The organism is Methylobacterium sp. WL6 (genome assembly GCF_008040095.1).
Taxonomy (GTDB): Bacteria; Pseudomonadota; Alphaproteobacteria; order Rhizobiales; family Beijerinckiaceae; genus Methylobacterium.
In genome coordinates this window covers 1-18,551 of record NZ_VRVH01000074.1, presented here as the reverse complement: position 1 = coordinate 18,551, position 18,551 = coordinate 1, and the positions used below count along the sequence as shown (strand labels likewise).

Genomic DNA, 18,551 nt, shown 5'->3' with positions numbered 1-18,551 from the left:
CACTCGCGGAGGCGCTTTCGCTCGGCGCCAGCGCGCGCGACGCGCTGGCCCGCCGCGAGCGCGCCCATGTGGAGGCGAACTTCTCCCTGGAGCGCATGGTCGGCGACACGCTGGCGATCTACGCCAAGCTGCTCGGCCGGTCGGAGCCCGCCTGACCCCGCGTCGCGATGGGGGCTTGTTCTTTTGGCCCGCAAGCTTCACATCGGGGAAAAGGTTTTCGCATCGCGGGAGCCGGTATCGTTATGCGTCGAGACGGCGGCATGTGTTGACTTGCCGCACGGTTCGGCCAAGGTAAGCTGTCCGGGATAGGCCGGAGCGATCGGTGGTCTGGGCAGCCTGGAACGGGATGCCAGGGGCCGCCGTTTCGTCGTTGCATCAGGAGAACACCGCCATTCGTAGACCCATGAGAGCCATGCCGGCCCCGCAGAAGGACGGGCCTCGCGCCAACCGGGATATCCGCGGCGTGCGCGAAGTGCAGCTCATCGACGACACCGGCCAGAACCGGGGCGTCGTCGCCTTCTTCGATGCTCTGGCCCTGGCCGAAGAGGCCGGCCTCGACCTCGTCGAGATCGCACCGAACTCCGTTCCTCCCGTCTGCAAGCTGCTCGATTACGGCCGCTTCCGCTTCAACGAACAGAAGAAGCAGAACGAGGCCCGCAAGCGGCAGAAGACGGTCGAGGTCAAGGAGATCAAGCTCCGCCCCGGCATCGACAAGCACGACTACGACACCAAGATGAAGTCGGTGCAGCGCTTCTTCGAGGAGGGCGACAAGGTCAAGTTGACCCTGCGCTTCCGCGGCCGCGAGATGGCGCACCAGGATATCGGCCTACGCCTGCTCGAGCGGGTGAAGACCGAGACCGCCGAGATCGCCAAGGTGGAAAGCGAGCCGATGCTCGAAGGCCGCCAGATGATCATGATCCTGGCGCCGCGCTGATCGCTCCGCCGAGGCCCGTGGAATTCCAAAACGCCGTCTCGCTCCGCGAGGCGGCGTTTTTCATGATGCGGTCGCGCGTCGCCGTTCATCGGACACCATGCGCCTTTCACGGGCCGTCGCGCTTTCACCGGCCGGTCGCGCGGATTATCTGCTGCGCATGGCCCTGACATCCGACGAGATCGAACGCTACGCCCGCCACCTCGTGCTGCCGGAGATCGGCGGCCCCGGGCAGGGCAGGCTGAAGGCGGCGCGCGTGCTCGTGATCGGTGCCGGCGGGCTCGGCGCCCCGCTGATCCAGTACCTGGCCGCCGCCGGCATCGGCACGATCGGCATCGTCGACGACGACACGGTCTCGCTCTCGAACCTGCAGCGCCAGATCATCCACGGCACACCGGATCTCGGCCGCCCGAAGGTCGAGAGCGCCGCGGACGCCGTCGCCCGCCTCAACCCGAACGTGACGGTGGTCGCCCATCCGATCCGGATCGATGCCGCATCCGCCGAAGCCTTGGCCGCCGCGTACGACGTCGTCGCCGACGGCTCGGACAACTTCGCGACCCGCTACGCCGTGTCCGACGCCTGCTACCGGGCGCGCCGCCCCTTGGTCACCGCCGCCCTCGGCCGTTTCGACGGCACGCTGACGACGATCCGCGCCCACGAGACCGGGCCGGACGGCGCCCCGAACCCGACCTACCGCTGCCTGTTCCCGAACCCGCCGCCGCCCGGCACCGTGCCGCCCTGCGCGGAAGCCGGCCTGCTCGGGGCGCTCGCCGGCGTGATGGGCTCGCTGATGGCGATGGAGGTGATCCGCGCGGTGACCGGCTTCGGCGAGCCGCTGGTCGGGCGGCTGCTGATGGTCGATGCCCGCGCGATGCGGTTCGAGACCTTGGGCTACGCCTGGGACGAGGCGAACCCGCTCAGCGGCGCGGTGCCGTCACAAGCCTGATGGCGGGGTCCATTCCGCTTCGGCATCCACCTTGCCGAGGCAGCACTTCTTGAACTTCCTGCCGCTGCCGCACGGGCAGGGATCGTTGCGGCCGACGTCCTTGAACGGGTTGACCGTCGGCAGGCCGTAGCCGGCCTTGGTCCAAGCGAGCTGAACGATCGGGTCGTCGAGGTAGCCGTGGTTCCACGCGTCGAGGCGCGACCGGTCGTTGGGCTTGGGCTCGGCCTCGCGCAGGGTCTCCTTGAACCACGCGGCATCGCTGAACTCGTCGGTGATGCGCTTGTCGCGCCGGGCCGCCTCGGCCCGCGGGGCGAGCTCGCGCAGGCCGAGATAGGCGATCGCCTCCTCCCAGGCGATCCAGCCGGCCGCCTCCTCGACGGCGGCCTTCGCGTCGTCGAAGCGGACCAGCAGGTCGCGCAGGGTCTGGCGCGGAATCCGACCCTCGATCGCCAGGAAGACGCAGGCGGACAGCAGCGCCTGGCGTACCGCATCGTCGACCGTGCTGTCGTGGATCAGCGCGAAGATCCCGTCGGTCCGCCCGTCGAACAGGCTCGCGATCATGCGGGCGAGCGTCGTGGTGACGGCGTCGCCGAGCACCGCGTCCACGCTCTCCTCGTCCTGGCGCAGGAAGCGCAGGAGCGGGGCGAGCAGCCGCGGATCGCGGGCATGGGCGAGCACGTGCAGCCCCCAGAACAGCAGGTTCTCCTGCTCCGGCGTCAGCTCGGCGCCCTCGGCCGCCCCCGCGAGGAGGCGAAGGGTCTCGTCCGCGACGAGATCCGGCTCGGCCAGGGCGCGACGCAGCAGCGGCTCGGGCAGGGTCTCGGCAAGGGACAGTGCCTGGCTGAGCGCTTCGGCGTCGGTCATGGTCTGGTCGCCCTCGTTGCGTGCCGATCGCGTCGCGTGCAGGTCGCGCGCCGGTATGGTCGTCGGGGCGCGGGGTTCAGCCGCGCAACGTCGCGCCGGTCTTGCGGCCGACCTCGGCGACGATCCGGGCGCTCACCGCCTCGATCTCCGCGTCGGTCAGCGTCCGCTCCAGCGGCTGCAGCCGCACCGCGATCGCCACCGATTTCGAGCCGTCCGGGATGCCGGTGCCCTCGTAGACGTCGAACACGTCGACGCCGGTGACGAGCTTGCGCTCGGCGCCGGCCGCCGCCTTTACGATCTCGCCGGCGGCGACGTCGCGGCGGACGACGAAGGCGAAGTCGCGCGACAGCGGCTGGAAGTCCGAGAGCGTCGCCGCGCCCTTGGTCTTGGTCGGCTTCAGCTTCGGGGCCGGGATCGCGTCGAGGACGATCTCGAACGCCACCAGGGTGCCCTTGAGATCCAGCGCCTTCATCACCCGCGGATGCACCTCGCCGAAGAAGCCGGCCGGGTTCTTCGGGCCGAACTGGAGCGTGCCCGAGCGGCCGGGATGCAGCCAGTCCGGGCCGCCCGCCACGACCTGGAGCCCGCCCGTCGGAACGCCGAGGGCGGCCAGCATCGCCATCGCGTCGGCCTTGGCCTGGAAGGCGTCCACGGTCGGCGCGGTGCCGTCCCAGTGGCGCCCGCCGCCCGCGAGGTTGGCCGTTCCCCGGCGCACGGCCGCGGCGCGGATGGTCTGTCCCTCCGGCGTGTCGTCGGCGAAGCACTGCCCGACCTCGAACAGGGCGGCATCGGGATAGCCGCGGTCGGCGTTGCGCTGCGCCGCGCGCAGCAGGCCCGGCACCAGGCTCGGCCGCATGTCGGAGAGTTCCGAGGCGATCGGGTTGGCCAGCACCAGGTCGGCGCCGCCGCCGCCGAACAGCACCGCGTCGTCGTGCGGGATGAACGACCACGTCACCGCTTCCATCAGGCCGCGGCTCGCCAGCGCGCGCTTGGCGCGGCGGGTGCGCTTCTGGATCAGCGTCAGCGTCGGGCGCGCGAGGCCGGCCAGCGGCGCCAGCGGCTTCGGCTCGATCCGGTCGAGGCCCGCGATGCGGATGATCTCCTCGACGAGGTCGGCCTCGCCCTCGATGTCGGGCCGCCACAACGGCGGCAGCACCTTCGCCCGGTCGCCGGTGCCGGAGACCTGGAAGCCGAGCGCCTCCAACGTGACGGTCATCTCGGCGCGGGACAGCTCGATCCCGGCCAGACGCCGCACTTCGGTCCAGGGGAAGTCGACGACGCGGTCGGTCTCGGGCATTGCGCCGGCGATCGTCGCCTCGGACGGGATCCCGCCGCAGAGGTCGAGGACGAGCTGCGTCGCGCGGTCGAGCCCGGGCAGCGTCGAGGCCGGGTCGACGCCGCGCTCGAAGCGGTAGCGCGCATCGGTGATCACGCCGAGCCGCCGTCCGGTCTGCGCGATGTTGGCCGGGTTCCACAGCGCCGATTCGATCAGCACGTCGGTGGTGGAGGCGTCGCAGCCCGAGGCCGCCCCGCCGATGATGCCGGCGATGGATTCGACGCCGTTGTCGTCGGCGATGACGACCATCTCGCCGCCGAGCGCGTGCTCGCGCCCATCGAGGCCCTTCAGGGTCTCGCCCTCGCGGGCGAGCCGGACGGTCAGGCCGCCGGCCACCTTGGCGGCGTCGAACACGTGCAGCGGCCGGCCCTGGTCGAAGGTCATGTAGTTGGTGATGTCGACCAGCGCGTTGATCGGGCGAAGGCCGATCGCACGCAGCCGCGCCTGCATCCAGTCCGGCGAGGACCCGTTGCGCACGCCGCGCACGCGGCGGAGGGCGAAGTGCGGGGCGAGGTCGCGCGCCGCCTCGGGAATGTCGAGCGCGACGGCGACCGGGCAGGGGTCTTCGCCGCGGATCCGCGGCTCGGCCAGGGGCTTCAGGGCACCGATGCCGGTGGCGGCGAGGTCGCGGGCGATGCCGTGGACCGAGGCGCAGTCCGGGCGGTTCGGCGTCAGGTTGATCTCGATCACCGGATCGTCGAGCCCGGCCCACAGCGCGTAGGGCGTGCCCACCGGCGCGTCGGCCGGCAGCTCGAGGATGCCGTCGTGGTCGTCCCCGAGGCCGAGCTCGGCCCCCGAGCACAGCATGCCGCGGCTCTCGACGCCGCGGATGTTGCCCACCGAGAGGGTCATGTTCTTGCCCGGCACGTAGGTGCCCGGCGGCGCGAACACGCTGAGCAGGCCGGCGCGCGCGTTCGGCGCGCCGCAGACCACCTGGAGCGGCTGCCCGTCCCCGGCGTCGACGCTGCAGACCCTGAGCCGGTCGGCGTTGGGATGCTGCTCGGCGGTGAGGATCTTCGCCACCACGTAGGGCTTCAGCGCCGCCGCCTTGTCCTCGATGCCCTCGACCTCGAGCCCGATGCGGGTGAGCGTCTCGGCGATCACGTCGAGGGACGCCTCGGTGTCGAGGTGGTCCTTGAGCCAGGAGAGGGTGAATTTCATCGATGCTGCCCGAACTCTTTCAAGACGTACGCGTGCGGCCGATCAAGCGAACCGCGAGGAATTTTCGCTCGACAGTGCCCAGCTGTTCCAACAACGCGATGGCTTCCCGCGCTTGGTCGATTAAATCTTCGACTTCTCGGCGCGCCGTCCGAAATCCGGGATCGTAGTCGGCATCGTGCCTGAGCTTCTGCAGGACGCGAAACGACTCCCCGATTCGCTTCAAGCCATCGCTGGCGTCGGCGTTCGTCCGAAAGCTTTCGAAGACTTTTCGCGCCTGACCGTGATCCAGGGATCGATAGACTTGACGGAAAGGCGCCCACGGAGTCCACGCTCCGACAAGTTCCCGTCCACAAAACTCGGCAAGGGCATGAAACAAGGCATAGTAAGCCGTCGAGACGGCGCGCGCCAAAGACTTCTTGCGCGGGCGTCCCCCGCCACGTCTAGCTAGTTCGAGGGCGATCTCAAGAAGCTCTTGATGCATTCGCTAGCCTCTCGAAGCGCCAGCGTCCGCAACATCCTCATCGGGGTATCGAAGCCTGAGATAGGGAAAACGCATTTCCCCGGCCTCGAGCAGCGCGGTGCTCAAGGCATGGAGGGCGCCGGACGTGACCCCGCCGCCAAGTGAGCCGGCCTCCGGCTTCATGGAGGCATCGACGAAAAGTTTCGGTTCGTCCACGTCGTCGGACTCGACGCGAACCTCGATCCGGTCGAGGCCTCGACTGGCCAAGCTCGACTGGAGCACGCGATGGGCGATTGCCTTTATTTCGGCGTTGGTCATGCGGGACTCCTGTCAAGCGATCGGCGCACCGTCTTTGTATCTTACCCCGTCAGGCCGCCGATCAGGCTCGGCACGTCGAGCGGGCGGAAGCCGTAATGCTCGATCCAGCGCAGGTCGGCCTCGAAGAACGGCCGCAGGTCCGGCATGCCGTACTTGAGCATGGCGATGCGGTCGATGCCGACGCCGAAGGCGAAGCCCTGGACCTCGCTCGGGTCGAGGCCGCAATTCCGCAGCACGTTCGGGTGCACCATGCCGCAGCCGAGGATCTCGAGCCAGTCGGCGCCCTCGCCGAAGCGGATCTCGCCGCCCTTGCGCGAGCACTGGATGTCGACCTCCGCCGAGGGCTCGGTGAAGGGGAAGAACGAGGGTCGGAAGCGCATCTTGACGGCGTCGACCTCGAAGAACGCCTTGCAGAACGCCTCGAGCACCCATTTCAGGTTGGCGATGTTGGCCGCCTTGTCGATCACCAGCCCCTCGACCTGATGGAACATCGGCGTGTGGGTCTGGTCGGAATCGTGCCGGTAGGTCCGGCCCGGGATGATCACCCGGATCGGCGGCGTCTGCGACCGCATGGTGCGGATCTGGACCGGCGAGGTGTGCGTGCGCAGCACCTTGCGCTTGCCCTCGGCGTCGGGCGCTAGGAAGAAGGTGTCGTGCATCTCCCGCGCCGGATGCCCGGGCGGGAAGTTCAGCGCGGTGAAGTTCAGCTCGTCGGTCTCGATGTCCGGGCCTTCGGCGACCGAGAACCCCATGTCGGCGAAGATCGCGGTGATCTCGTCGATGACCTGGCTGATCGGGTGGATGCGGCCGCGGGACTCGGGCGCCTCGCGCAGCGGCAGGGTCACGTCGATGCGCTCGGCCGCGAGCCGCGCTTCGAGGGCCGCCTCGGCGAGCGCGTCGCGGCGCTGGGCGATCGCGCCCTGCACCCGGTCGCGCAGGCCGTTGATGAGCGGGCCGCGCTGCTTGCGCTCCTCCGGGCTCATCGCGCCCAGCGTCTTCAGCAACTCGGAGACGCTGCCCTTCTTGCCGAGCGCCGCGACGCGCAGGGCCTCGAGCGACGCCTCGTCGACGGCGGCCGCGACCTGGGCGAGCAGATCGCGTTCGAGGGTGTCGAGATCGGTCATCGCTGTCCCGTCGCGTGCGGTTCACCGCCCGGCGCCGTCGGCGCGCAGGCTCGTGGTCACAGGGTGTGCGAACATGACGAAGGCGCGGCGCTCCCCGAGGGAGCCCCGCGCCTTTCGCCGGTTTGTCGCTCGGATGAGGCTCAGGCGGCCTTGGCGGACTGAGCGGGCAGGGCGGCCTTGGCCTTCTCGACCACGACGGCGAAGCTCGCCGGCTCGTGGATCGCGAGGTCGGACAGCGCCTTGCGGTCGACCGCGATGCCGGACTTCGCCAGGCCGTCGATGAAGCGCGAATAGGTCAGGCCGTGCTCGCGGACGGCAGCGTTCAGGCGCTGGATCCAGAGGGCGCGGAACGTGCGCTTCTTGTTCTTGCGGTCGCGGTAGGCATACTGCATGCCCTTCTCGACCGCCTGCTTGGCGATGCGGATCGTGTTCTTGCGCCGGCCGTAATAGCCACGGGCGGCCTTGAGGACTTTCTTGTGCTTGGCGTGACTGGTCACGCCGCGTTTGACGCGGGCCATGGTGTATCTCCTGGATCGAAAAAAGCAGTCTCGGCGGTCGTGAAGCGCTTACCGGCTGTTGGGCAGGAAGTACTTCTTCACGTTGGCGGCATCGCCCTCGAACAGGGTGGTGGTGCCGCGCAGGTTGCGGATCTGCTTCGTCGTCCGCTTGATCATCCCGTGGCGCTTGCCGGCCTGGGCGTACATGACCTTGCCGGTCCCGGTGATCTTGAAGCGCTTCTTCGCGCCCGATTTGGTCTTCAGCTTGGGCATTTGGCTCTCCGCTGCGCGAAACCCCAGCCGTCCGACGATGGCCGGAGGGGTGCGCTCGATGGATGCTTCTGGTGGAGCAGCATGAACCGCCACGGCAGCCCTAACCGGCCGGGCGGTTCCACGCGGGGCGGCTTATGGCAGAAACCGCGCGCCGCTTCAATGCCTTCGCGGATGCCCGATCGGCCCCGCCGTCCCGAGCGACGCGTCCGGGGCTCGGCTCACAGCTTGGCCGTGATCGTGGCGAGCACCGAGAGCGGCGCGCCCGGGGCGTTGTTGAACTGGTTGAACGGCTGCTCGATGTAGCGCCGGTCGGTGAGGTTGCGGGCATTCAGCGAGAAGCGGGCGTGCTCGTCGATATCGTAGAACACGGCCGCGTCGAGGCGCGCAAAGCCGCCGACGGAGTAGCTGTTGTTCAGGTCGCCGGTGCGCCGCCCGACATAGGTGATGCCGCCGCCGACGGTCCAGCCGCGCAACGGGCCCTCCTGGAACTGGTAGGTCGACCACAGGCTGGTGCTGAAGCTCGGCACGCCGATCAGGCGGTTCCCGACGACGTAGACGTCATCCTTGGTGATCCGCGCGTCGAGGTAGCCGACGCTGCCAATGACCTTCCAGCCCGGCAGAATCTGGCCGGCCAGATCCGCCTCGACGCCCTGCGAGCGCTGCTCGCCGGTGATCACCGAGAAGCCGGTGTTGACGGGGTCGGCGGCGGCCACGTTCTGGCGGGTGATGCGGAAGGCGGCCGCGCTCAGGGTCAGGTCCGGCGTAAGGTCGAGGCGGCTTCCGACCTCGACCTGGTCCCCGGTCTCGGGCGTCGGGTTCGAGACGTTGAGGACGTTGGCGGTCTGCGGCTTGAACGACGTCGTGTAGCTCGCATAGAGCGTCAGCGGATCGAACGGCCGGTAGACGAGGCCGACCCGCGGCGAGGTCCCGGACAACGCCAGGTTCGGCGGGATCGTGCGCGAGGTCGGCGTCCGGTTGAAGTAGAACTGCGTTCCGGTGTCGTAGCGGACCCCGATCAGCACCTGCAGGCCGTAGCCGAGGTCGACCTGATCCTGAAGGTAGAGGCCGTAGAGTTCGCTACTCTGGCGGAGGTCGCCCTGCAGCGCCGTGCCGACGATGGGCGAGCCGAAGGTCGGCGTGAGGAAGCTGACCGACGGATAGCCGGTGCTCTGCGTCGTGTAGGAATGGCGAAAGCCGTCGGTGTACTCGAACCCGACCAGCACGGTGTTGCGCAGCCCGAACAGGTCGAACTTCGCGACCATCTCGGTCTGGCTGTCGATCGAGGCATAGGCCGAGCGGACCGCAGTCTCGCGCCGTGACACGGTCCTGTTGTTGTCGGTCAGGCCCGTCGCACGGGTCGCGACGAGATCGAAGGCGCCGCCCTGGGCGCTGAAGACCTCGCGTAGGGTGATGGACTCGTTCACGTCGTGCTCGATGCGGAGCACGCCGAAATTCGCCGTGGCGTTGTAGCGGCTGAAGGGCTCGCCGTAGTAGCGGCCGATGTCGTCGAGGAGGACGCGTCCGTTCCGGGCGATCAGTCCCTCGTCGTACTGGGTGTCGGTGCGGGTGAACTCGCCGACGAACGACACGCGGGTGTCGGGAGACGGGTTCCAGGCGAAGGCCGGCGCCGCGAAGGTGCGGGCATTGTCGCGATCGCCGTAGTTGCGGAAGGTCGGGTCGGACTGTCCCGCGAAGCTGATGCGGGCCGCCAGGCCCTCGACGCCCGGGATGGCGCTCGACACCGAGCCCTGCACGCGCCGGAAGCCGAAGCTGCCGCCCTGGATGCTGAGGTCGCCGGACGGGACGAGCGTCGGCTGCCGGGTGACGATGTTGATCAGGCCGCCGGGCTCGCCGCGGCCGTACAGCACCGAGGCCGGTCCCTTCAGCACCTCGATGCGCTCCACGTCGGCGAGGTCGCGCTGGACGGTGTAGAAGTTGCTCGCCTGGTTCAGCAGGATGCCGTCGATGGCGTAGGTCTGCGTGGCGAAGCCGCGGATGATGAAGGTCTCGCTCCGCCCCTGCAGGGTGCCGCCCGGCTGCACGTTGCTGACGTTCTGCAGCGCGTCGCCGAGCCGAACGTCCTGCTGATCCACCAACACGTCGCGCGGCACCACCTGGACGGATTGCGGCGTGTCGGCCAGCGCCGTGTCGGTGCGCGTGGCCGTCGCCGAGCGCGTGGCGCGATAGCCGACCACCGGTCCGCCCGCCCGCTCGCCGCCCGTGCCGGTCACGCTCAGCTCGGACAGGACGACCTCGTCCGTGGCCGGGCCGGCCAGTGCTGGGACCGGGGATGCGACACCCGCCAGCAGGCCGGCCACCGCGGCGAGAAAGCAACCGATGGTTTCATGATGGGGCCGTCTCGCATCTCCACCATCACCGACCATGGTTTTCGCTCGCGCTTGGATATTCGAAGCCGATCGGCTCCGCGCAATCCTTGAGCGATGGCGTGCGGTGCTTGCAATGATCTCAACGCGGAAAGCGACCGGCGGATATGATCCTTTCGGAGGCGTCGCCGAAAGGCCACAACATCGATTTGTAATACTTTAAAGCTGCTCGTTACGATTTCGATTCTTGTGCGCGCCGCGGATCGCCATGTCCGCCGGCGTCCCGGTCCACGGGGCTCGCGGCTCGATCGGGCATCGCGGGCCGACCGGTCGTCGAGGATACCGGGGACAAGTCCCGGTGAAGACGACGAAGCGCTGCCTTTGCACCGCACAAGGAACCATAACCTTGGCCGTGGGTTTCGTTCATGTCCCACTCAGCCCGGGTCGGGTTAGATCCCCGAAACGCAGGCTACTCAGGAGACCTTTCGTGCGCATTGCCCAGATCGCCCCGCTCTCGGAAGCCGTACCGCCCAAGTTCTACGGCGGCACAGAGCGCGTCGTCAGCTGGATCACCGAAGAACTGGTCCGCCAGGGCCACGACGTCACCTTGTTCGCGAGCGGCGATTCCGAGACGTCCGCCAAGCTCGCGGCCTGCACGCCCGAAGGTCTGCGTCTTCTGGGCTATCGCGATCATACCGCGAGCCATCTCGCGATGCTGCACCAGGTTCATCGTCGGGCGCACGAGTTCGACATCCTGCATTTTCACATCGATCTGCTGCAGTATCCCATGTTCGAGGATCTGAACCACAAGTGCATCACCACGATGCACGGCCGCCTCGACGTGCCGGACTTCATGCCCGTCTACAAGACCTTCACCGGGATGCCGCTGGTGTCGATCTCCGACAACCAGCGCGAGCCGATGCCGCCGAACGTCAACTGGCTGTCGACGATCCATCACGGCCTGCCGGCCCAGAACTGCCCGTATTCCCCCGAGGCCAAGGGCGGCTACCTCGCTTTCCTCGGCCGCATCTCGCCGGAGAAGCGCCCGGACCGCGCCATCGAGATGGCGATCCGCTCCGGCACGCCGCTGAAGATCGCCGCCAAGGTCGACAAGGCCGATCAGGATTACTGGGACGAGGTCATCGAGCCGATGATCCACCACCCGCTGATCGAGTATATCGGCGAGATCAACGAGGAGCAGAAGAAGGAATTCCTCGGCAACGCCCTGGCGCTCGCCTTCCCGATCGACTGGCCGGAGCCCTTCGGCCTGGTGATGATCGAGGCGATGTCGGCCGGTACCCCGGTGATCGCCTTCCGCAACGGCTCCGTGCCGGAGGTGATCGCCGACGGCGTCAGCGGCGTGCTGTGCGAGACGATGGACGACGCGGTCGCCGCGGTGGCCAAGGTCAAGACCATGAGCCGCGCCGGCGTCCGCCGCCACTTCGAGACCGCGTTCACCGCCGAGTGCATGGTCAAGAAGTACGTCGCGGCCTACGAGGAACTGCTCGCCGTCCGCGAGTCGGTGATCGCCCTGCCGACCGCCTCCGCCTTCGCCCCGCATTACGGCGAGATGAACGGCTCGGCCCGCCCGGCGATCTCGATCGCCGCGATGCCGGCCTGATCCGGTCGCGGCGGGCCTCGCCCGCCGCCGCATCCGGCACTCGGCTTGCAAGGGCCGCCCAAGGGCCGTCGAAGCGGCGCGGGCAGGGTTTTCTCCGTCCTCGCCCCGTCGTACAAACGGCTCAATCAGACGGTCACCAGGGCCGCCGCATCGCAAAGGCGCGATCCGGCGGCCCTTTCGATTCGCATTCCAGGATGCGCGGAGCAGGTCACGCATGGCGGACACGATGACGGCAAAGGCGCAGCCCGGCAGCGAGGCGCAGCAGAAGATTCCGCGCGGCTTCCAGGATGCCGACGAGGTGCTTCCGCAGTACCACATCGAGGCGCAGACCTCGCTGGTGGACCGGCCGCTGCGCTCGCTCAAGTTCGGCGAGGCCTTCGCCGTGCTGGATTCGTTCGGCGACATCGGCGTGCAGCCCGGCCCGGAAGGCCTGTACTTTCAGGATACGCGCTACCTGTCGCGCCTGCACTTCACCATCGAGGGCCAGCGCCCCCTGATGCTGTCCTCGGTGATGCAGGACGACAACGGCGCGCTCTCGGTCGACATGACGACCCCCGACATCCGCCTCGACGGCGGCGACGAGATCACGCTGGCGCGCGAGATCATCGCGATCGAGCGCACGAAATTCCTGTTCCGCGGCGCCTGCTACGACCGGATCGGCCTGCGCTCCTACGACTCCCGCCAGCGCACCCTGCGCATCGAAGTGACGTTCGATGCCGATTACCGCGACCTGTTCGAGGTCCGCGGCACGGCGCGCACCAGCCGCGGCAAGCGCGCGGTGCAGGTCGCGAGCGACCAGGAGGTGCAGTTCCGCTACGTCGGCCTCGACGAGATCGTGCGCACCACCGCGCTGCATTTCGGGCCCAAGCCGAAGCTGCTCGAGCCCGGCCGTGCCGTCTTCGAGGTGACTCTGGCGCCCGAGGGCCGTGCCTCGCTGTTCGTCCGCGTGGTGTGCGAGGCGCATCGCGCCTTCACCAGCGCGCCGTCCGCCGAGAAGACCGGCGAGGATGCCGCCGCCGCGCTCTCGCTCGCCTCGGGCAGCACCGCGGTGCGGCCGCCGAAGGGCCTCTACGAAGGCATGGTCTTCGCCCGCGCCTACCGCGACGCGCGGCGCGACCTGCGCGAGCTGACCGCCGGCATCACCACGATCATCTCGTCGAATGACCAGTTCAACGAGGCCGCCTGCCGCGCCACCGCCGACCTCTACATGCTGGCGAGCCGGACGCCCGAGGGCATCTACCCGTTCGCCGGCATCCCCTGGTACTCCACGGTGTTCGGGCGCGACGGCATCATCACCGCGATGATGGCGCTGTGGATCGATCCGAAGTTCGCCAAGGGCGTGCTGCGCTACCTCGCGGTGACGCAGGCCAAGACCGTCGATCCGGCCGCCGACGCGCAGCCGGGCAAGGTGCTGCACGAGACCCGCCGCGGCGAGATGGCGATGCTCGGCGAGGTGCCGTTCCGGCACTATTACGGCACCATCGACGGCACGCCGCTCTTCGTGATGTTGGCCTGGGACTATTACGCCGTCACCGGCGACCGCGAGACCATCACCCGGATCTGGCCCGCGCTCGAGCTCGCGCTGGCCTGGATGAACGAGTACGGCGACCGCGACGGCGACGGCTTCGTCGAGTACGCCCGCGACACCGACAAGGGGCTGGAGAACCAGGGCTGGAAGGACAGCCACGATTCGATCTTCCACACCGACGGGCATCTGGCCAAGGGCCCGATCGCGCTGTGCGAGGTCCAGGGCTACGTCTACGCCGCCAAGAACGGCATGGCCAAGCTCGCTGCGATGCTCGGTCACGACGCCATGGCCGAGAGCCTGACGCTCGAGGCGAACGACCTGCGCGAAAAGTTCGACGCCGCGTTCTGGAACGCCGAGATCGGCACCTACGCGCTGGCGCTCGACGGCGAGAAGCGCCAATGCGCCGTGCGCTCGTCCAATGCGGGCCACGCCCTGTTCACCGGCATCGCCAAGCCCGAGCGGGCGGCGCAGGTGGCGGCGACGCTGCTGTCGAAGGACGGCTTCAACGGCTGGGGCGTGCGCACGATCGCCCGCGGCGAGGCGCGCTACAACCCGATGTCGTACCACAACGGCTCGATCTGGCCGCACGACAACGCGATCATCGCGATGGGGCTCGCCCGCTACGACCTGAAGCACGAGGCCGCGCGCATCTTCCAGGGCATGTTCGAGACCGCCTTGTACCAGGACCAGAAGCGGTTGCCGGAGCTGTTCTGCGGCTTCATGCGCCGGCGCCAGCGCGGGCCGGTCTCCTACCCGGTGGCGTGCAGCCCGCAGGCCTGGGCCGCGGCGGCGCCGTTCGCCTTCCTCTCGGCCTGCCTCGGGCTGGAGCTCGATCACGCGCGCAACCGCGTCCGCCTGCGCAACCCGATCCTGCCGGCGTTCCTCGACGGGGTCTCGCTCTACAACGTGCGCCTGGGCGATTCGCGGGTCGACCTGCGGTTCCAACGCCACGGCAGCGACGTCACCGTCAGCGTCACGCGTCGCCTCGGCGACGCACAGGTGGCGGTGCTGAAGTAGCCGCCGCGCGTGGGTCTCGGAGCGCGAGGCGGCGGTCGCCTCGCGCAGCCGCGCATCATTCCGGATGCGGCTCGCCGTCGGGCTTCGGAAGCGTCAGCACCACGCCGGCGAAGTCTCCGCGCTGCCACTTGCGCGCGACCGGATAGGCATGGTCGTACCCGGGCACGGTGAGGGCGAAGCCCGGCGGCAGGCGATAGCGGCGCGAGATCGCGAGCTTCGCGCCCGCGACCGACATGTCGCGGATCACGCAGGCATGGGTCGTCCCGTCGGGACAGGTGATCGTCGCCGGGATCATCACCGTGTGGCGGCCCCCGCCCGATCGCTTCTCCGGCGGAGGCTCCATCAGGCTGAGATGGTTGCGGGAAGCGGCGAGCTCGGACCACGCCTTCGCAACCATGCCGCGATGCTCCTATCCTGCCGCGGCCCTTGCGGTGCGGTGCCTGTTCCTGCTCCGGGTTGTCGTAAGCTCGGTTTCTCAAGAAGGGTTGAAGATGCAGCTGCCGTCCTCCGCCATCGCGCCGACGGATCCACACCGTCACGGTAGCTCCGCGGGCGAGGCCTCGGTGATCGTTGAGGTGTCGGCGTGAGCGCCGAGGCGAGCCCGCTCGACCTGGCGCAGGCGCTGCTGCGCTGCCCCTCGGTTACCCCGGAGGAGGGCGGGGCGCTTGCGCTGCTCGACCGGATCCTCACCGCGGCCGGGTTTGCCGTCTCGCGGCCGGTCTTTTCCGAGTCCGGCACGCCGGACGTCGAGAACCTCTATGCCCGGATCGGCACCGGCGCGCCCTGCCTGCTGTTTGCCGGCCATACCGACGTGGTGCCGCCGGGAGACGCCGCCGCGTGGCGGAGCGGCCCGTTCGCGGGCGCGGTCGCCGACGGCGTTCTCTACGGGCGCGGCGCCGTGGACATGAAGGGCGGCATCGCCTGCATGCTCGCCGCCACGCTCCGGTTCCTGCAGGCGCGCGGCCCGGGTCTTCCCGGCTCGATCGCCTTCCTGATCACCGGCGACGAGGAGGGGCCGGCGGTCAACGGGACCGTCAAGCTGCTCGACTGGGCGAAGGCCCGGGGCGAGCGCTTCGACCATTGCCTGCTCGGCGAGCCGACGAACCCGAGCACCCTGGGCGAGACGATCAAGATCGGGCGGCGCGGCTCGCTCACCGGCAAGCTCACCGTCCACGGGCGGCAGGGCCACGTCGCCTACCCGCACCGGGCCGAGAACCCGATCCCGGGCATGCTGCGCCTCGCCTCGGCGCTGGCCGCGGACCCGCTCGACGGCGGCACCGCGCATTTCGACGCCTCGAACCTCGAGTTCACGACGATCGACGTCGGCAACCCCGCGACCAACGTCATCCCGGCCGAAGCGCGGGCGGTGTTCAACATCCGCTTCAACGAGGGATGGGACGCGCAGACGCTCGCCGCCGAGATCCGCCGCCGCCTCGACGCGGCCGCCGGCGGCACGGTCCGCTACGCCCTCGACCTCGCGCCCTCGAACTCTCCGGCCTTCCTGACCCAGCCCGACGCCTTCGTCGCGCTCGTCTCCGACGCGATCGAAGCCGAGACCGGGCTGCGTCCGAAGCTCTCGACCACCGGCGGCACCTCGGACGCGCGCTTCATCAAGGATTTCTGCCCGGTCATCGAGTTCGGCCTCGTCGGCGAGACCATGCATCAGGTCGACGAGTGTGTGCCGGTCGCCGACCTCGACCGGCTGACGGCGATCTACAGCCGGATGCTCGACGCCTACTTCTCGGCGTCGGGCCAGACGGGTGGGCCCTCGGCGGGATAATCCACGCCGACGAAGCACAGCCCGCAGGCGGGCGCCATCGGGCCGCAGCGGCTGCGGTCGCGCGAGGCCAGGATGTCGGCGACGCCGGCCGCATCGAGGCGCCCGCTTCCGGCGAGCATCAGCGTGCCGACCATGCTGCGGACCTGATGGTGCAGGAAGGAGCGGGCGTGGGTCTCGACCACGATCTCCACCATCGATCCCATCGCACGGCGGGTGACGTCGAGGCGGTCGAGGGTGCGCACCGGGCTGTTGGCCTGGCACTCGGCGGCGCGGAAGGCGGTGAAGTCGTGCAGGCCGAGCAGGCTCTGACCGGCCGCGTGCATCGCCGCCGCATCGAGCGCCCAGGGCACGTGCCAGACCTGGCCGCCGGTGAAGGTCGGCGGGCTGCGCCGGTCGAGGATGCGGTAGCGATAGTGCCGCCGGATCGCCCAATGCCGCGCGTTGAACCCGGCGTGGACGATCTCCGCCGAGAGGATCGAGATCGGCACCCGGCGCAGATGCGCGTTCAGCGCGTCGCGCACCACGTCCGTCCGCCACGCCTTGGCAAGATCGAGATGGGCGACCTGATGCGTCGCATGCACGCCGGAATCGGTGCGCCCGGCGCAGGTCAGCCCCTGCGTCTCGCCCGAGAACCGCGTCACCGCCGTCTCGATCGCGCCCTGCACGCTCGGCGCGTCGGCCTGCCGCTGCCAACCGCGGAAGGGCGCGCCGTCGTACTCGATGACGAGCTTGTAACGCGGCATCAGGGTCGTCTCTGCGTGTGAGCGGAGGACGCGCCTTTCCCTCCCCCCCTGCGGCGCAGGGTACCTTCCCCCGCAGAAGGTGGAGGGAACGGGCGGTTGTCGATTTCCCTCATCCGAAACGCGCGCCGGCAATCACCCGCGCCCCGCGCAGGAACTCCGCGCCGCTGGCGCTGCCGCCCTTCCCGGCGCGTCGGACCTCCAGGATCCGCACGGCGCCCGAGCCGCAGGCGACCGTGGCGTCGGCGTCGAGGAGCGTTCCGGCGACGCCCGATCCGGTGGCGGGCAGAGCCCGGAGCACCTTCACCCGCTCGGCGCCCTTCCCGAGGTCCACCTCGAAGTAGGCGCCCGGGAACGGGCTCAACCCGTTGATCTGCGCCGCGACCGCGTCGGCATCCCGGGCCCAGTCGATCCGCGCCTCGTCGTTGGTGATCTTCCTGGCGTAGAGCACGCCGTCCTCAGCCTGCGGCCGGAAGGTCAGAGTGCCGGCGTCGAGCTCCTGCAGAGCTTGCGCCATCAGGTCGGCGCCCGCCGGCATCAGCGCGTCGTGCAGGTCGCCCGTGGTCATGCCGGGGCGGATCGGGATGCGGGCTTCCAGCGCCACCGGCCCGGTGTCGAGGCCGGCTTCCATCCGCATCACGCCGACGCCGCTCATCCCGTCGCCCGCCATCACCGCGCGGTGGATCGGCGCCGCCCCGCGCCAGCGCGGCAGCAGCGAGCCGTGCAGGTTGAGGCAGCCGTGGCGCGGCGCGTCGAGGATCGCCTGCGGCAGAAGCATGCCGTAGGCGACGACGACGGCGACGTCGGCCCGGAGGCGCGCGAAGGTCTCGGCGGCCTCGGCGTCCTTGAGGGTCGACGGGGTCAGGACCGGCAGGCCGAGCCGGTCCGCGAGCGCATGGACGGGGGAGGGGCGCAGCGCCATGCCGCGCCCGGCCTTCGCCGGCGCGCGAGTGTAGACCGCCGCGATGGCGTGGCCGTCCTCGGAAAGACGCGCGAGCGTCGGCACCGCGAAATCCGGGGTGCCCATGAAGACAACGCGCATGTCCGGTGTCCGATCAGGCCGCGTCGCGCTTGGCCGCCTTGGTGAACTTCTTCACGATCCGGTCGCGCTTGAGCTTCGACAGGTGATCGATGAACAACACGCCGTTGAGGTGGTCGATCTCGTGCTGGATGCAGGTGGCGAGCAGGCCGGACGCCTCGATCTCCTGCACCCCCCCGTCGAGGTCGCGGAACCGCACCCGCACCTTGTCCGGCCGCGTGACCTCGCCGTAGACCTCCGGGATCGAGAGGCACCCCTCGTCGTAGACCCGCGTCTCCTCGGAAGCCCAGACGATCTCGGGATCGAGGAAGATCTGCGGGTTGCGCACGCCCTCCTCCTTGGAGGTGTCGATGGTCACCATCCGCTTCGTCACGCCGATCTGGATCGCCGCGAGGCCGACGCCGGGCGCGTCGTACATCGTCTCGAGCATGTCGTCGGCGAGGGTGCGGATCTCCTTCGTCACGGGGCCGACCGGCTCCGACGGCAGGCGCAGGCGCGCATCGGGCAGGATCACGAGGGGACGGATCGTCATGGCTCGACCGGGTGACGGGGCAGGTGGCGGGGCGGGCGTGTCGCCGGAATAGGATGCGGG

General features: G+C 69.5%; 17 protein-coding genes and 1 pseudogene. 6 read left to right on the top strand and 12 right to left on the bottom strand.

Annotated elements, in window-relative coordinates; all coding sequences use genetic code 11:
- The 3 genes and pseudogenes from FV230_RS30740 to moeB all read left to right on the top strand — a co-directional run.
- Nucleotides 1–155: pseudogene (locus tag FV230_RS30740) on the top strand (glycosyl transferase); the annotation flags it as partial.
- A 257-nt stretch (nucleotides 156–412) separates the two neighbouring features.
- The gene (gene infC / locus FV230_RS12505; RefSeq protein ID WP_246694838.1) at nucleotides 413–934 is read left to right on the top strand and encodes a translation initiation factor IF-3; all 522 of its coding nucleotides are present in this window, start codon (nucleotides 413–415) and stop codon (nucleotides 932–934) included.
- Nucleotides 935–1,091: 157 nt separating this feature from the next.
- Nucleotides 1,092–1,877 carry a molybdopterin-synthase adenylyltransferase MoeB gene (gene moeB / locus FV230_RS12500; RefSeq protein ID WP_147842626.1) on the top strand — a complete coding sequence of 262 codons (786 nt, stop codon included), beginning with the start codon at nucleotides 1,092–1,094 and terminating at the stop codon, nucleotides 1,875–1,877.
- On the opposite strand, the gene FV230_RS12495 is transcribed toward moeB, so the two are convergent.
- The 8 genes from FV230_RS12495 to FV230_RS12460 all read right to left on the bottom strand — a co-directional run bounded on the left by FV230_RS12495 (nucleotide 1,866) and on the right by FV230_RS12460 (nucleotide 10,141).
- Nucleotides 1,866–2,741, bottom strand: a complete 876-nt coding sequence (locus FV230_RS12495; RefSeq protein ID WP_147842625.1) for a DUF1186 domain-containing protein — start codon at nucleotides 2,739–2,741, stop codon at nucleotides 1,866–1,868. The two genes, moeB and FV230_RS12495, sit on opposite strands and share 12 nt — an antisense overlap.
- 76 nt (nucleotides 2,742–2,817) lie before the next feature.
- Nucleotides 2,818–5,238 (bottom strand): phenylalanine--tRNA ligase subunit beta, encoded by a 2,421-nt coding sequence (gene pheT / locus FV230_RS12490; protein WP_147842624.1) that lies wholly within the window; start codon nucleotides 5,236–5,238, stop codon nucleotides 2,818–2,820.
- Nucleotides 5,239–5,257: 19 nt separating this feature from the next.
- Entirely contained in the window at nucleotides 5,258–5,719 is a 462-nt protein-coding gene (locus FV230_RS12485; RefSeq protein WP_147842623.1) for a hypothetical protein, read from the bottom strand.
- A gap of 3 nt (nucleotides 5,720–5,722) precedes the next feature.
- Nucleotides 5,723–6,016, bottom strand: a complete 294-nt coding sequence (locus FV230_RS12480; protein WP_147842622.1) for a hypothetical protein — start codon at nucleotides 6,014–6,016, stop codon at nucleotides 5,723–5,725.
- Nucleotides 6,017–6,057: 41 nt separating this feature from the next.
- Nucleotides 6,058–7,140, bottom strand: a complete 1,083-nt coding sequence (pheS, locus tag FV230_RS12475) for a phenylalanine--tRNA ligase subunit alpha (protein ID WP_147842621.1) — start codon at nucleotides 7,138–7,140, stop codon at nucleotides 6,058–6,060.
- 140 nt (nucleotides 7,141–7,280) lie between these two features.
- Nucleotides 7,281–7,658 carry a 50S ribosomal protein L20 gene (gene rplT / locus FV230_RS12470; RefSeq protein ID WP_147725894.1) on the bottom strand — a complete coding sequence of 126 codons (378 nt, stop codon included), beginning with the start codon at nucleotides 7,656–7,658 and terminating at the stop codon, nucleotides 7,281–7,283.
- 48 nt (nucleotides 7,659–7,706) lie between these two features.
- Complete coding sequence (rpmI, locus tag FV230_RS12465) at nucleotides 7,707–7,910, bottom strand: 50S ribosomal protein L35 (RefSeq protein WP_018044555.1); 204 nt, start codon at nucleotides 7,908–7,910, stop codon at nucleotides 7,707–7,709.
- Nucleotides 7,911–8,128: 218 nt separating this feature from the next.
- Complete coding sequence (locus FV230_RS12460; RefSeq protein WP_246694837.1) at nucleotides 8,129–10,141, bottom strand: TonB-dependent siderophore receptor; 2,013 nt, start codon at nucleotides 10,139–10,141, stop codon at nucleotides 8,129–8,131.
- A 580-nt stretch (nucleotides 10,142–10,721) separates the two neighbouring features.
- On the opposite strand from FV230_RS12460, the gene FV230_RS12455 reads away from it, so the two are divergent.
- Entirely contained in the window at nucleotides 10,722–11,855 is a 1,134-nt protein-coding gene (locus FV230_RS12455) for a glycosyltransferase family 4 protein (protein WP_147842619.1), read from the top strand.
- A 226-nt stretch (nucleotides 11,856–12,081) separates the two neighbouring features.
- The gene (locus tag FV230_RS12450) at nucleotides 12,082–14,400 is read left to right on the top strand and encodes a glycogen debranching N-terminal domain-containing protein (RefSeq protein WP_244033002.1); all 2,319 of its coding nucleotides are present in this window, start codon (nucleotides 12,082–12,084) and stop codon (nucleotides 14,398–14,400) included.
- 55 nt (nucleotides 14,401–14,455) lie between these two features.
- On the opposite strand, the gene FV230_RS12445 is transcribed toward FV230_RS12450, so the two are convergent.
- Nucleotides 14,456–14,797, bottom strand: a complete 342-nt coding sequence (locus tag FV230_RS12445) for a hypothetical protein (protein WP_147842618.1) — start codon at nucleotides 14,795–14,797, stop codon at nucleotides 14,456–14,458.
- A 186-nt stretch (nucleotides 14,798–14,983) separates the two neighbouring features.
- On the opposite strand from FV230_RS12445, the gene dapE reads away from it, so the two are divergent.
- On the top strand, nucleotides 14,984–16,180 hold the full coding sequence (gene dapE / locus FV230_RS12440) for a succinyl-diaminopimelate desuccinylase (RefSeq protein WP_147842617.1): 1,197 nt from the start codon (nucleotides 14,984–14,986) through the stop codon (nucleotides 16,178–16,180).
- Here the strand turns inward: dapE and truA are convergent.
- From truA to def, 3 genes are all read right to left on the bottom strand, one after another.
- On the bottom strand, nucleotides 16,135–16,923 hold the full coding sequence (gene truA, locus FV230_RS12435) for a tRNA pseudouridine(38-40) synthase TruA (RefSeq protein ID WP_147842616.1): 789 nt from the start codon (nucleotides 16,921–16,923) through the stop codon (nucleotides 16,135–16,137). The genes dapE and truA overlap by 46 nt on opposite strands.
- Nucleotides 16,924–17,032: 109 nt before the next feature.
- Nucleotides 17,033–17,962 carry a methionyl-tRNA formyltransferase gene (gene fmt / locus FV230_RS12430; RefSeq protein WP_147842615.1) on the bottom strand — a complete coding sequence of 310 codons (930 nt, stop codon included), beginning with the start codon at nucleotides 17,960–17,962 and terminating at the stop codon, nucleotides 17,033–17,035.
- Between the two features lie 13 nt (nucleotides 17,963–17,975).
- Entirely contained in the window at nucleotides 17,976–18,491 is a 516-nt protein-coding gene (gene def, locus FV230_RS12425; RefSeq protein WP_147842614.1) for a peptide deformylase, read from the bottom strand.
- Between the last annotated feature and the right edge of the window lie 60 nt (nucleotides 18,492–18,551).